Raw genomic sequence first — 14,517 nt, forward strand, 5'->3', positions numbered from 1 at the left:
CCGTTTGCGTCGCCGTATCAACGCATGGTAGAGGGCGCGAAAACGAAACGCAATGTAAAACGGCTTGGGCGAGGGAGATTGCCTAATTTGCTGGTTCCTCAGCGGCGTTTTGTCCTGAGTCGTCCCTATCTTTAGCGGCCGCGAGCAGGGCCGCCTGGCTCGCGCGCAGCTCCTTCAGCATGTTGCAGAAAAGCGCGCCTTGTTCGATCGCGTCGTCCAGCGCGACATGCGTATGCGGATGATCGTCGAACCAGTGTTTCGGAAAGCGTGGCTTGATGTTCCTGCGGTACGGCAGGCCGGTCATCGCGAAGGCCAGCGTCTTGATGTCGAGCGCCGACCAGGAAAACGGGCAGCGGCCGACAAACCGCATCATGTACCAGAACATATAGGTGAAATCGAAGCCGGCCGGCATCGCGACGAACACCGGCTTGCCGGGCAGCGCCTCTACCCACTCGACATAGGCTGTCAGCGCGGCTTCGGGAGTCTGCAAGTCCTTGCGGCAGGCTGCCCAGGCGTCCGGCTGGGTCTTCCACCACGCTTCCTGCACGGGATGCGGCTTGGCCCCTTCGAGCAATTCGAGATTCGCCGAGAAGGTGGCGATCAGGCGCTTGTCCTCCGTGTACGCGGCGGACGCGAAACTGAGCATGGAATGCGGGCCGGGAATCGGGCCGTCCGCTTCCACATCGGTGCTGACATAGATTTCGCCGCTCATGCTTCCACCCCGTCGGCAACGTACGGGTTGGTGCGGCGTTCCGCGCCGAACGTCGAGGTGGGACCGTGGCCGGGCACGAAGGTGACGTCGTCGCCGAGCGGCCAGAGTCTTTCGCGGATCGAGCGCACCAGGTCCGCGTGATTGCCGCGCGGAAAATCCGTGCGGCCGATCGAACCGGCGAACAGCACGTCGCCCACCAGCGCGAGCCGATGCGCGCGGCTGAAAAACACCACATGGCCGGGCGTATGCCCCGGGCAGTGATAGACCTCGAGTATTTCGTCGCCGAACTGCACGGTGTCGCCGTTTTGCAGCCAGCGGTCCGGTTCGAATGCCTCGGCGGCCGGAAAGCCGAAGCGCGTGCTTTGACCCGGCAACGTGTCGAGCCAGAAACGCTCGTCGGGATGCGGGCCTTCGATCGGCACGCCGTAATGCGTGGCCAGCGTCTTCGCGCCGGCGCAATGATCGATGTGGCCGTGGGTCAGGAAAACCTTCTCAACCGTCACGTTCTGACGCGCGATTTCGCCCTGGATGATATCGAGATCGCCGCCCGGATCGACGACGGCCGCGCGTCCGGTCGCCTCGCAAACGAGCAGCGAGCTGTTCTGCTGGAACGGCGTGACGGGGATCAAGGTGACTTTCATGGATGACGGCGCCGCTAGAAAAACATTGATTGTACCGGCGTCTCGCCCGAGCTCGCCGAGGGCGCTGAAGCCCCGCTGCAGCAGGCTTTTGGGTGCTCACTTTTGCGGCAAACGTGAAAATTCGTCAAGGTTTTCAGGCGCTTGTCATCTCGAAATTTTCTTTTGGGTATAATGCGCTCCATGCACAGGGAACTGTGCATGCCACACGGCGATGCGTCCCCATCAAAAATGGGAACGCGGATTGCTATTCAAGTATGGGCTGTCGCGTTTGTCGACGGCCATCAAGTGTCGATGCGTTCGATGCACACGTCTTGCCCAGCCAGGCGCCACGCGCCTGCAACGGACTTAACTGCCGTGACGCTGGGTGGGGCCTACGCCGCCGTTCCTGTGCGCTGAGTTGCGCGCGCAAGAACGTGTTTGCCACGTTCGATGGCGGCATGTGGGGTCTGGTCAGGCTGCCGGGGACAGGTTGCGCCAGACGTGAAAATTAACCGTGCGGTAGCGGCTGATTGAGCCGCATCCGGGCTTTGACGTTCTGCGCTCGTCTGCGCGGCGCGTTGTCGTCCATTGCCGCCGGAGTCGCAGGCAACACGCTCAACTTTCGCGTGATGCGGCTCGACAATTTGCTACGTCTTATGAAAACTCGGTTAACCCGTGGTCTGGGGACTCTTTTTGCCTTTTTTGTGCTGGCCGGCTGTGCCACGCCGCCGGGCGCCAGCGACACGTCCGCGAACGACGTGCCGCGCAGCACGAAAAGTGCGCAAACAAAGGCTTTCGGACCGCAATCCTTCGGTAGCGCGCCGTCCACCGGCCCGACCACCCAAGGCACTCCGCTGGCCGACGCCAAGCCTCTGACGGACGACGGCGCGGATGTGTCTGACTTTCATCAGACGGGTCGCGCATCGTGGTACGGCCGCTTCTTTCATGGCCGCCGTACCGCTAATGGCGAACGTTATGACATGCATGCGCTGACGGCCGCGCATCGTACGTTGCCGCTCGGCTCGTATGTGCGCGTGACCAATCCGGCCACCTCGCGCTCGGTCGTCGTGCGTATCAACGACCGTGGTCCGTACGCACGCGGTCGCGTGATCGATCTGTCGGCGGCGGCCGCATCTGCGCTCGACATGCGCCATCTCGGGACGGCGCGGGTCCAGATCGACGGTTTGACGCAGCAGCAAGCACGCGCCGAGATGAACGAAACGCTGGCGTCGAACTCGGGTTCGAGCGCCGACAAGTGATGTAACGGCGGCGAGTGCGCATCAGGCGCGCTCGTGGCGCTGCGCACTACGGCGGCCATGCGCGCCGGGTCCGCAGAAAAACGAAGGGCCGCGGCAGTTTGAACTGCGCGGCCCTTTTTGCTTTTATCCCTCTGTTCTACGCATCGTCCGCCTTCAGCGCCAACGCGCGCGCGTACAGCGCGTTGCGCGATACGCCGGTGATGGCCGCGGCTACTTTCGCCGCGCTGCTTACCGGCAACTCCTCCAGCAGGATGCCCAGCAACGCGTCGTGGTCGTGTTCGCCGGCGGCTTCCGGCGCCGCGCCTTGCACCACCAGCACGAATTCACCGCGTTGCCGGTTTGGATCGGCGGCGAGCCACGTTGGCCCTTCGGCCAGGGTGCCGCGATGCAGCGCTTCATGTAACTTCGTCAGTTCCCGCGCAATCAGCAGTTTGCGCTCGCCGCCGAACGCGTCGGCCAGTGCCTGCACCGTTTCGACGATCCGGTGCGGCGCTTCGTAGAACACCATCGCGTGCGGATGTTGCGCGAGCGACTGCAACGTCGCGGCGCGGGCCTTTGCCTTCGGCGGCAGGAAGCCGAGGAACGAGAACGTCGCGACCCAGTCGCCGGCCGCGCTCAACGCGGTCGCGAGCGCGCTTGCGCCGGGTAACGGGATGACCGGAAAGCCAGCGTCGCGGACGGCGTCAACGAGTTTCGCGCCGGGGTCCGAGATGCCGGGCGTGCCCGCATCGGACACGTAGGCTACGCGTTCGCCCGCTTGCAGATGCTCGATCAGGCGTAGCGCTGCGGCTCGCTCGTTGTGTTGATGGACGGCGACGAGCGGTTTCGAGATGCCATAGCGCGCAAGCAATTGACCCGTGTTGCGAGTGTCTTCGGCAGCGATGCGGTCCGCCAGTCCGAGCACATGCAGCGCGCGCAGCGTGACGTCGGCGATGTTGCCGATCGGCGTGGCCACCACATACAGCGCGGCGGTGGGGTACTGCTGCCCTTGCGCGAGTTCGGAGAGAGGAGTCATGAGACAGAAGACGCAAACAGACGGAATGAGGCCGCCATTGTGCCACGCAGCGCCGCACAACTTTTCCGGGCCCGGCGGGTCCAAACTCGTCGGCGCGGCGTTCGAGGCGCGTGCGCGTGAATTTTTGCAGCGCCAGCGATTGCGATTCGTCGCGCACAATGTGTCGTGCCGGGGCGGCGAGATCGATCTCGTCATGCGCGATCGTGACGGCGCGCTGGTGTTCGTTGAAGTCCGCGCACGTGCGCAGCGTCACTACGGCGGCGCGGCGGCGAGCATCGGCTGGCAAAAGAAGCAGCGCATCGTGCGTGCGGCGCAGTACTACCTGGCAACTCGCAGCCACGGTTCGCGGGATCAGCCCGCGTGCCGTTTCGACGTGATTGCCTTCGACGGCGGCAAGCTCGTCTGGTTGCGCGATGCGTTTCGCGCCGACGAAGTCTGACGCCATGCGCGGAGAACGCGTGTGAGTGCGATAAACTTGCGCTCGCGTGCGGGCCGTGGGGCAACGCCGACAACACAGTAATCAGCGCATTTCGCGATGGTTTTGCGCTGACGCACTGTGTTGCGGGTGGCGTTCATCGGCGTGGCGCGACTTCGCAATACGACTTCACAACACGGCCGCGCAGTGCGGTCCATTCGCGGTAGAAGATAGAGACTCGATGTCAGTCGAACGCATTCAACAACACTTCCGCGACAGCGCGGCGGTCAAACTCGAAGCCCTCGAAACCCTGTCGATGCCGATCGCCGCTGCGATCGACACGATGTTCACCGCGCTGGCCAACGGCAATCGCATTCTCGCGTGCGGCAACGGCGGCTCGGCGGCCGACGCGCAACATTTCGCCGCCGAACTGATCGGCCGCTTCGAACGCGAGCGGCCTGGCTTGCCGGCCATCGCGCTGAGTACCGACACGTCCGTGCTCACCGCCATCGCCAACGACTATTCGTTCGAGCAGATTTACTCGAAGCAGGTATGGGCGCTCGGCCAGCCGGGCGACGTGCTGCTGGCGATCACCACGTCCGGCAACTCCGCCAATGTGCTTGCCGCGATCGACGCCGCGCACGAGCGCGAAATGATCGTGGTCGCGCTGAGCGGCAAGGGCGGCGGACGCATGCAGGAAATGTTGAGCGATACCGACATTCACGTGTGCGTGCCGTCGGACCGCACTGCGCGTATCCAGGAAGTGCATTTGCTGACTATCCATTGTCTATGCGACGGCATCGATGCCATGTTGCTGGGCGAAGACTGAGACTGATTCCGAAGGAGAGCTAGTTGATGAGCGTATTCCGCATCAAGACGACACTGGTGAGAACCGTGCTGGTGGTTGGGTTCGCGGCGGGGCTGTCCGCAACGTTGCAGGGATGCTTTCTCGCTGTCGCCGGCGCGGCGGGCGGCGGCGCGCTGGTGGCGACCGACCGGCGCACGCTCGGCGCACAGACCGAAGATCGCGAGTTGCAGGTGAAGGCGCTGTCGCAGATCAGCCAGAATCTGCCGGACTCCGCGCACGTCAACGTGGCGGTGTTCAACCGCCGCGTATTGCTGACCGGCGAGGTGGCGGGGGAGGCGTCGAGGCAGCGCGCCGAGAGCATCGTGCGTGGCTTGAACAACGTCAATACGATCGTCAACGAACTGACGATCATGCCGGCCAGCTCGTTCTCGTCGCGCACCAACGACACCTATCTTGAAACGCGCGTGAAGACCGCGCTGATCGCCGAGAAGAACATTTCGGCGAACAACTTCAAGGTGGTGGCCGAGCGGGGCTCGGTGTATCTGATGGGCCTCGTCACGATGGACGAAGGCAATCGCGGCGCCGACGTCGCGAGCCGCGTGCCGGGCGTGACGCAGGTCGTAAAGGTATTCCAGTACATTCAGCCGCAGGAAGCCCCGGCGGCAGCCACCGCAGCGGCCACGGCGCCGGTCGCCGCTTCGCAGCCGCAGGCTGGCGAGCCGACGGTCGGCGCGATTCCCGACTCGTCGGTGAGCGCGCGGCCGCTGGAACAGCAGGCGCCCGCGCCGGTCAGCAATTCGAGCTCGGTGCGTCCGGGTAATCCGAAGGCGACGCCATGAAGCGTGGCGTTGCTGTCGTTGTCACTGCGCTGATGCTCGGTGCGGTGGCGGGTGGTTTTGCGACGGCGGCGGGCGCCGCCGACGCGCCGCGCGGCCGGATGGTCGCCAATGCGAATGCGTGTATGGGATGTCATGCGGTGGACCGCAAACTGGTTGGCCCATCGTTTCAGCAGATCGCCGCGAAGTACAAGGGCGATGCGCAAGCGCCAGTGAATTTGGCGCGCAAGGTGAAGGAGGGCGGCTCCGGCGTGTGGGGCATGATTCCCATGCCAGCCCATCAATCGATGAGCGATGCGGACATCCGCGCAGTGGTGGATTGGGTGCTGGCGGGCGCGCCGTCGAAGTGATGTTTTGCCACCCCTCGGGGCTTGGCAAAAGGGAAAATGCGTGTGCTAGAATTGATTGGACGTTGGGGGGGGTAGCTCAGCTGGGAGAGCGTCGCGTTCGCAATGCGAAGGTCGGGAGTTCGATCCTCCTCCTCTCCACCAAAAATCTCAATAAAAACAACGCACTACGTCTTGCGATGTAGTGCGTTGTTTTGCATTCTGGCGCAGACTTTTGCACACTGTGTGTGGCAAATTTGTGGCGAGTGTGGCGGCGATAATAGCCGGCATCTGCGCCACAATGCAGCTTTTTGCGTGTATCCTTGCGGGCAATCACACTGGGGAAACGTAAGAAGATCCTCGGCACCATAATAAACGGCCAAGTTCGGTGGCAACCGGATTAGACCACCATAGCCGAGGGCGCGCACCGTCCAGTAACCACGAAGCAAAAGCGGATGTAGCTGAGTGCGAGAAAGGATGCCGATAGGCAATTGCCTTTGCGAGCGAGCCACCGGTCAGGATGAGGCCGGGTCCAATGTGCCGCGCTCCGGGGAGAGTGACAACCACTTAGGGGCACAACCCCGTCATGCTGGGTCTTTCACCGCTTGGCAGAGCCGGTGAAATATCGAAACCCCATGGCTGCCGCGGACTCATCCGGGCCTGTTCGGTTTTTACCGGGCTGGCACGGACGACTCACGCCCCATGAAAGCTCTGCTCACGGTAGAAGAACTCTCCACATATCTCCACAAGTCTGTCGCCAGCATCCGAAGCGATGCCACGCGTAACCCGTCTTCGCTGCCACCGATTTGTCGGCTGCCAGGAACGAAACGGCTTCTCTGGCGCATCGAGGACGTCGAAGTTTGGATTGCCCGACACGTCTACGGCGACTCTGCGGCGGCACCAGTTCCGTCGAGTGACAGTGACGCCATGCCGAAGCGCGGAAGGCCCACCAAGGCCGAGCAGATTGCACGGCAACGCCAGCGCTCCCGAGAAACAGGCGCGAGTCATGTTGATGCATCCAGCGAGGCTTGAGCGATGGGGGCACCAACATTGGCATTGGACGTGGCAGAGCCGTGCCAGACCTCGGCATCCACTGACCTGCTTGCGAAGATTCATCGCCGACATATCGAATGCGCGCTGGCCGACGCGCATTTGCCGCCTTGGCCGGAGCTGATGCGAGGCGTACCCAACGGCGTTCTCCGCACGGCATTGTTTGGGGCGATCAAGCGCGGTAAGCGCCGGTATATGGAGCGCGAACCCATCGCTTCCGTCAAGGGTGTGTCCGTCACTTACACCGGCCCACGGCTCGACCAATCCGATCTTGATGTATGGGAGGGCGCGCTGCACTTGGCGCGCTCGGTTAAGCTTGGCAACCGCGTTGAGTTTACGGAGAAGGGGTTTCTTCGCCTTATAGGGAGGGGGGGATCAAACGGCCACAACATCGGCAAAAGTAATCGCGTATGGCTGAGAAAGGTGCTTGCGAGATTGACAGCGACCGCCATCGAAATCACTCAGGGGCCCTACACCTACTGCGGGTCATTGATCGATGAGTATTTCCGCGACAGTTCTAACGGTCGCTATGTGTTGATCCTGAACCCGCGCATCAAAGTGATCTTCAACCACGGAGGCTGGACAAGCGTCGACTGGAATATTCGCCACGCGTTAATTGGGCATCCGCTCGCACAATGGCTGCACGGGTTCTACTCGACACACGCCGTGCCGGTGCCATACAAAGCGGAGACATTGCATTTCCTGTGCGGAAGCGAGGCGGGAAAGAACGCACAAACCAGTGCGGAGCGGCACAAAGCCTTGCTTGATTGGATGGGCGATAGCCTCGTTCCAGCCTTTAGCGCACTGAAGCACCGCAGCGATGAGGCTGGGCAGCCGTTTTCATGGGAGATTAGCGGCGATGGTCTGGTGTTCGTGAGCCGGACCCCATCGGCATCTCAACTTAAGCACGTGCGCTCAAAGGCTGCCGGCCGACAAAGAAAGGTGGACCGGATATGTTAGTTCTCGAGCGCATCGAACCAAACGGCGCTGAGACGCGGCTCCGCGATGCGTATCTTAGGTGCTTTCAATGGCGATCTAAATCCGACTTCCCTGACGGCGACGGATAAGCGGCAGTCAATTGTTCACCGCACCGCCACCGAATAGCGGGCGTGGGACCGGAAACGCTCGAGGTGAATGAAGACGAGGCAACCGTGCCACAGCAGCGCGGGTGCCTGTCGCTTCAGCTGTTCGTCGATCAGCCGCGGACTCTTGTGAGATTCCCGGAAGACCTTTGCGGCCGTGGCAGCCAGACGCCTACCCAGAACGGCGAAGCGAGATCGTATCTGGCCGCGGCGGCGCAATAGAGCTTCCCAATACAGCGATTAAAGCTCTGTTTTGATCCGTGGCGCCGAGAGGTACAGAACCCGAAGGCGGGGGGGTATAGAGTCCGACGCCGGGAGTACAGAACCCGAGAACACGGGGTATAGACCACGCGGAAAGGGGGCATGGACCCCGAACTATCCACAGGAGAAATCGTCACAACCCATTGAAATTTTGAAGATTTTTGGCCGAACCCAGCTTGCTCTAATCTGTCTTTAATCTCTTTCTAATCGGACCGAGAAGAACAACACAAGGACCTGCATACGGACCTCCCTGCTGACCACCTACGGCATTGGCGCGCTGTTGTGAGCGGATGACCGGTCAAGGGCGCGCAGCGGCCCGTTTCGCTGGCGCTGCCCGCAACGTAGCGAGGACACAGGCCAAGAGGGGCGAATTCTTTATTCTGGAAGGGTGGTTCAGCCTTGCAGCGTAGCTGTAGGAAGTAGGTTTTTTTCAATGCCCCCGAGCGTGCCCGATGCGGTGCGGGGGCAACACCCGCGGAGTTGTGTCGTTTTCGCGAGCGCGAAAGCCAGAGGGAGGCGCATGCGGCGCAACAGGCCCATATAATCCTACGCATACCGACGCTTGACGACGATCGGTGCTGCCCCCGCGAAGCAAGCAAATTTCGACTTCGCACGACCGCCCTTGGGTATGTGAGAGCGAGACGATATCCCGAAGGGCTGCCGAAGAATTGCGAGTACGCGAGCGGCCATAAGCAGTCGGTCGTTGCTGATGCCGAAAGCAGTCAGTAGCGCACCGGCGAATCGAAGATGCGCTCGGCATAGGCCACGAGCAAAATCGTCAATGATGGAAAGCACAACAAAAAGCGAGGGAACCAGAAATGACCTACAAGATTCGGCGCTCGGGGGGCCGTGCATGAGCCTCGATCGCATCCAGCTGCTTCGGAACGTCGGGCAATTCGACTCGGTGAATGAGGGGGCTCAACTCCCGCTCACTCGCTTGGCGCTGATCTACGCCGAAAACGGCCGTGGAAAGACAACCCTCGCCTCCATCCTGCGATCGGCAGGCACAGGCAACGCTCAGCTTATAACCGAGCGCCATCGTCTTGGGGCGCAGCGTCCTCCGCACCTGGTCCTGGCTCCTCGGGCGGGCCCGCCGCTCGTCTTCCAGAACGGTGCATGGTCAACCACGCTGCCCGATATCGCAGTCTTCGATGATCACTTTGTCGCGCAGAACGTCTGCGCAGGAGTCGAGATCGGAACCTCACACCGGCAGAACCTGCATGAGCTGATTCTGGGCGCGCAGGGCGTTGCGTTGAACGCCGCCTTACAAGTCCACGTGGCTCGTATCGAGGAGCACAACCGGACTTTGCGCGCGCTCAGCGATGCGATTCCGGCGGAAGCGCGTGGCGCCATGACAGTGGATGCGTTTTGCGCTTTAGCCGCACGGGCCGACATCGACGGCGAGATCCAGGAGGCGGAGCGCAACTTGGCAGCGGCCCAGTCGGCCGATGCCGTGCGGCAGGCCGAGACGTTTAGCGCGTTCAGTTTGCCTGCCTTCGACACCCAGAGTATCGACGCACTTCTCGCCCGCACGCTGCCTGATCTTGAGGCCGCCGCCGCCGCCGGCGTCCATGCCCATCTGACTAAGCTCGGTCAAGAAGGCGCCACGTGGGTCAGTGATGGCGTTCGGAGCGTCTCTGGCGTTTCCGCCGGCCTAGACCACGAGATCTGCCCGTTCTGCGCTCAGGACCTGGCCGGCTCGCCGCTATTGCGCCACTACCAAGCGTATTTCAGTGCGGCCTACGACGGGTTGAAGCGCAATGTAGCGCAGCAGATCGAGACGTTGAACAACACTCATGGTGGACTTGCAGCTCTCACCTTTGAACGGTCTGTGCGTGAAGCGGAGCAGCGCCGCACCTTTTGGGGCGCCTTCCTGCAGGCGCCGGAGATCATTGTCGACACCGCAGTGCTGACAAGTGCTTGGGCTGAGGCACGCGACGCGGTCGCAGATGCGCTCACTGCAAAGCAAGCCGCGCCTCTGGAAGTCAGCATGCTGCCCGAAGTCGCGCTGGCCGCCATCGCGGCCTATGAGGCGGCCAAGGTGGACATCACCGTTTGCTCGGACTCCCTGTTGGCCTGCAATGCCCAGATCGCACTCGTCAAAGAGCGCGCGGCCACGGCCAACGTGGCAGCACTGATCTCCGATCTGACGAGGCTTAGAAGCACCCGAGCGCGTCATTCAGCGGCTGTGGCGCCGCACTGCGCGGCGTACCTTGCAGAGAAGGGGGCGAAGACCCAAACCGAAGGTCTGAGAGAGCAGGCGCGCGACGCGCTCAACAATTACCGACGGAACATCTTTCCGGCTTACCAGGGGGTGATCAACCAGTACCTTGGTCGCTTCAATGCCGGGTTTCGCCTTGACCAAGTCGACTCAGTAAATACACGCGGGGGTTCGGCCTGCTCGTACAGCGTCTTGATCAACAACGCAGCGGTGCCCCAGACGGCCGATGCGGGTCCTTCGTTTCGCAACACGCTCAGCGCCGGGGATCGTAATGCACTTGCGCTTGCGTTCTTCTTCGCTTCACTAGAGCAGGACCAGCAGCTCGCGCGGAAGATCGTTGTCATCGATGACCCCATGACAAGCCTCGATGAGCATCGTTCGTTGACCACCGTGCAGGAGTTGCGTCGGCTGCTTCCGCGCGTTGCACAAGTGATCGTGCTTTCGCATTCGAAGCCCTTTCTATGCAACCTGTGGGAGGGCGCGAGCATAGCCGACCGCACTGCCATCAGGCTTGTTCGCGCGGCAGCGGGCTCGACATTCGCCCCTTGGGATGTCCGTCAAGACTGCATCACGGAGCATGATCGGCGTCACGAGCTCGTGACTGACTATCTGCAAGCCGCCGATCCGGCTGTCGAACGCCAGGTAGCTGCTGCCTTGCGCCCGATCCTCGAGGCGTTTGCGCGCGTTGCATATCCCACCACATTCCAGCCAGGCGGCCTGCTTGGACCCTTCATCGGCATCTGCGAGCAACGGGTAAACACGCCGGATCAGATCTTGGGACAGACCGACATCGCGGAGCTTCGGGCGCTGCTGGACTATGCCAACCTGTTCCACCACGACAGCAACCCGGCATGGGCAACGCAAGTCATCAATGACCAGGCGCTCGTCAACTTCGCCCAGCGCACGCTGGCGTTTGCCAGACGGTAGGCGCGCCGTCAAACGTTGCCTGGAAGCTATGGACACGTACTGACATGCCCAGTTAGCAGATCACGGCCTTTCTCTGCCTGCTGATCCGCAAACTTCATTAGGTTTTTAGGATGCATGAGTCCGGAAAAGACGGTATGGCTCGGGACAAGATCAGGATGCGGCGACGGTCCGGTCCAGCTAGAGGGCGTGCGTCCGGCACGGGGCGAAAAGGGACTGCAACGAAATGCCTGCGGGGTGTGACTGGCGATAATACGGTATGACTTGGGAGACTTGATTAACGTGAGCGATGATTACTTTGGCGGCCGAGAACCGTGGATTCCCGAGCACGGATATGTGCTGACAGTCACACCCGAGCGATTTGAGGAGCTTGAGAATGATCGATTTCCAACTGGAGGCTGTAGTCAAGGCATCCGGGAGATTCCCCGTGCTTTGCTCCGCAAGGGGATGCTGTGTTTCATTTGCACGCGGCGCGGTCAGATTGCATACGTAGCGCGTAGCGTTGTACGTTACTCTTCCGAATCTGGAAAAGACAGGCTTGATATCTGGAATCTAGAAGCCCTTCCTGAGCCAGTTTCGATCTCGGCCATCAAGAAAAGACTCAAGGGGAAACAGGCATGGCGTGCACGCAAGGCGCTCGACGGTGGGCACATCTCTGCGTCCGCCTTCGAAGCCGTCATGAACGCATTGCGCGATATAGACCAAAATGCTTTTGCAGTTGCCAATAGCCTGGTTGATCGCACAACGGGCTCACCCGATCCCACCCTGACGTCGGGCAGGATGAACTGGGCATATCAGCGCGACGCCGTAGTGACGTCTCTCGAAATCGCTGGTATTCCAAAAAACCACCTGCACATTGCGCCTCAAGTCACGGATGACTCAGTTGAAGGTGTGCGCTCAATCTTCGACAGCGAAGAACAAATGACCACTATCGAGGACCTCGCGATTCTCCAGGATCTTGATGCAGGTGGCGAGGGTTGGGAATACATCAAGCGTCAACGTTACCCGGCGAAGCTCTTCGTCTACAACGAGACCAAGTTGACAGTAATTCTTGCGAACAAGATGCCGATTGAGCATCAACTCGGCGTTGACCTTATTTACGTGAATGAGACACTCAAGGCGGCCGTGTTCGTTCAGTACAAGATGTTTCGAGGCGTAGACGGGGAGGATGGGTATCGCCCCGAGAAGAACCTGGCCCGTGAGATCGATCGGATGGACGCGCTTGCCGCGAGCCTCGCCACGGCAGGGCATGATGAGTCGTGCGACGGTTACCGATTCGGCTCGGACCCGTTTTTCATGAAGTTTTGCAAAAAGCTTCTCACGCACCAGGACTCAGGTCATGTGCCTGGCATGTATGTGCCCCTTAGTTTCTGGAAGCGACTAATCAAGTCGCCGGCAGCAAAAGGGAGGAACAGAGGCACCGTCGTATACCCTGAGACGTTCCAGCGTCGCTACTTTACGCCGACCCATTTTATCGACATGGTCGGGCGTGGATGGATCGGTACCACGTGCATGCAAACTGATCTGATTGTGCCTTATCTCAAGGCGGCAATCGAAGGAAAGAAGACGGTGGTGCTTGCTGTGCAATCTCCTGTACTGCCTCCCAGTGAAGATGGAGGCGAGCCGAAGCGTTTGCCGCGAGTGCGCAAGGTTATGTATCCCGGCAGGAGAAAGCGGTTCGAGGTAATCTGAATACCGAAGGCGTTGTGCGAAGGGTGGAGGCGCCTCCAAACTGCTTTCAAAAGACAATGCCCGGGTGTCCCTAGCGTTTGATTTCCAGCAGCTTCATGACCTGTGGCAGCAATTTTTCACTTACTCGGCACGGTATTCACTTTCTGTGACGTCCAACAACATCCTGCTTGGCGATGCCTCGGATTTTCACTGGTGAAAATGAATCGGTCGGCACCGAAGGTTGTGACACTTCGATTTTCACTGGTGAAAATCGAACCGACTCCGACGAAGCGTGCATCTGCGCCGTCGCGGGGCACACGCGCTATTGTTCCACGGTTTCTGTGAGACATTGAAATGACGCGGAGAGTACCTAGCGGCTTGGCGTTGGTGTACCCTCTGCGCCATTACAGATATGAGCAAGGGCGGACACGGCCCCATCCCCAACATCCATGGCGCATTCCAATCGAGTATTTCTTCACCGCACCCTTGTTGCTTGCGAACTTATCATTTTCATCATCGCGGTGGGGACCGCCTATCTGAGTCAGAACAGCCAGTGGCCGATGTTCTTTACGCTCTCGGCTCTCGCCTTCGTGCTTTTTGCGGGCATAAAGCTGCTCGGAGCTCGCCCCGCATTGATGGAAATTTTATTGCGCGAAGATCTTGCAGCCAAGATCGCGGCATCGGCCATCCCACAGGGTGTAGTTGATTACTTTGATATGCAGAAGTCAGCCGACCAGGATCGCCGTAACCGCACGACCCAAAATGAGGTTGCTGCCGCCACTGGTATGTGGTTGTGCGCGAACTCGGGAGCATCCTATCTCGACCCGGGCGTCTATCGGCATTGGCCGGGGGTGGAACGGCGTCTCAAGGACGGCGTGGAATTTCGTGTCGTGCTTCTTGATCCATTCTCGGCTGAGAAGGGTTTTCGAAATAGGCTCAATGTCGACGGCGAGCGGTTCGATTCCAAATTGAACGTGCCAGGGCTGATCAAGCTGTACAACACTTATCCAACGCTTGATGTACGGTTTGTTCGCTACGGCATGCACGCCACAGTCTTCGCTACTGCGGCGACCATGTTCATCGACCCATATCACGTAGGCGTCGTCGACAACCGCATCGAAAACCGAAGCATTTGCTTACAGGTCAAGCCCGCAACCCCTGCCGAAGGGGTGGGGCTATATCGTCTGTTTAAAGGTCATCTGGATACCCTTTGGCGATCCGGAGCATCCTTCGAAGAGTGGGTTGAGGAGTCAAGGAAACTGAAGCTACTTCCGGAGAACATACCTGCGCTTAAGCCCCGCCAGTACACGGTCTAGG

The 14,517-nt window shown here is 60.6% G+C and carries 12 protein-coding genes and 1 tRNA gene; 10 read left to right on the top strand and 3 right to left on the bottom strand.

The window, feature by feature from the left end; genetic code table 11:
- Window positions 1-82 precede the first annotated feature (82 nt).
- Window positions 83-712: a 3'-5' exonuclease family protein gene (locus tag HV744_RS11125; protein WP_175149540.1), complete on the bottom strand. Its 630-nt coding sequence runs from the start codon at window positions 710-712 to the stop codon at window positions 83-85.
- Window positions 709-1,353: an MBL fold metallo-hydrolase gene (locus HV744_RS11130; protein ID WP_175149541.1), complete on the bottom strand. Its 645-nt coding sequence runs from the start codon at window positions 1,351-1,353 to the stop codon at window positions 709-711. The genes HV744_RS11125 and HV744_RS11130 overlap by 4 nt, the downstream gene beginning before the upstream one ends.
- 635 nt (window positions 1,354-1,988) lie before the next feature.
- On the opposite strand from HV744_RS11130, the gene HV744_RS11135 reads away from it, so the two are divergent.
- Window positions 1,989-2,591, top strand: coding sequence for a septal ring lytic transglycosylase RlpA family protein (locus HV744_RS11135; protein WP_246279003.1), 603 nt, complete (start codon window positions 1,989-1,991; stop codon window positions 2,589-2,591).
- 136 nt (window positions 2,592-2,727) lie between these two features.
- On the opposite strand, the gene rsmI is transcribed toward HV744_RS11135, so the two are convergent.
- Window positions 2,728-3,606, bottom strand: coding sequence for a 16S rRNA (cytidine(1402)-2'-O)-methyltransferase (gene rsmI, locus HV744_RS11140; RefSeq protein ID WP_175149542.1), 879 nt, complete (start codon window positions 3,604-3,606; stop codon window positions 2,728-2,730).
- On the opposite strand from rsmI, the gene HV744_RS11145 reads away from it, so the two are divergent.
- The 9 genes from HV744_RS11145 (at window position 3,605) to HV744_RS11185 (ending at window position 14,516) form a co-directional block, all read left to right on the top strand.
- Window positions 3,605-4,045, top strand: a complete 441-nt coding sequence (locus HV744_RS11145; RefSeq protein WP_175149543.1) for a YraN family protein — start codon at window positions 3,605-3,607, stop codon at window positions 4,043-4,045. The two genes, rsmI and HV744_RS11145, sit on opposite strands and share 2 nt — an antisense overlap.
- Before the next feature lie 217 nt (window positions 4,046-4,262).
- Window positions 4,263-4,850, top strand: a complete 588-nt coding sequence (locus HV744_RS11150; protein ID WP_175149544.1) for a phosphoheptose isomerase — start codon at window positions 4,263-4,265, stop codon at window positions 4,848-4,850.
- A 26-nt stretch (window positions 4,851-4,876) separates the two neighbouring features.
- Window positions 4,877-5,668, top strand: a complete 792-nt coding sequence (locus HV744_RS11155) for a BON domain-containing protein (RefSeq protein ID WP_175149545.1) — start codon at window positions 4,877-4,879, stop codon at window positions 5,666-5,668.
- Window positions 5,665-6,015, top strand: coding sequence for a c-type cytochrome (locus HV744_RS11160; protein WP_175149546.1), 351 nt, complete (start codon window positions 5,665-5,667; stop codon window positions 6,013-6,015). Before HV744_RS11155 ends, HV744_RS11160 begins: the two co-directional genes overlap by 4 nt.
- Before the next feature lie 65 nt (window positions 6,016-6,080).
- Window positions 6,081-6,156: transfer RNA gene (locus HV744_RS11165), tRNA-Ala, on the top strand.
- A gap of 870 nt (window positions 6,157-7,026) precedes the next feature.
- Entirely contained in the window at window positions 7,027-8,001 is a 975-nt protein-coding gene (gene trfA / locus HV744_RS11170; RefSeq protein ID WP_175149547.1) for a plasmid replication initiator TrfA, read from the top strand.
- Between the two features lie 1,236 nt (window positions 8,002-9,237).
- Window positions 9,238-11,532, top strand: coding sequence for an AAA family ATPase (locus tag HV744_RS11175; RefSeq protein WP_175149548.1), 2,295 nt, complete (start codon window positions 9,238-9,240; stop codon window positions 11,530-11,532).
- 279 nt (window positions 11,533-11,811) lie between these two features.
- Window positions 11,812-13,221, top strand: a complete 1,410-nt coding sequence (locus HV744_RS11180) for a hypothetical protein (RefSeq protein ID WP_175149549.1) — start codon at window positions 11,812-11,814, stop codon at window positions 13,219-13,221.
- 428 nt (window positions 13,222-13,649) lie between these two features.
- Window positions 13,650-14,516 (top strand): hypothetical protein, encoded by an 867-nt coding sequence (locus HV744_RS11185; protein WP_175149550.1) that lies wholly within the window; start codon window positions 13,650-13,652, stop codon window positions 14,514-14,516.
- Window position 14,517 lies beyond the last annotated feature (1 nt).

The organism is Paraburkholderia ultramafica, assembly GCF_902859915.1.
In the GTDB taxonomy this organism is placed as follows: Bacteria; Pseudomonadota; Gammaproteobacteria; order Burkholderiales; family Burkholderiaceae; genus Paraburkholderia; species Paraburkholderia ultramafica.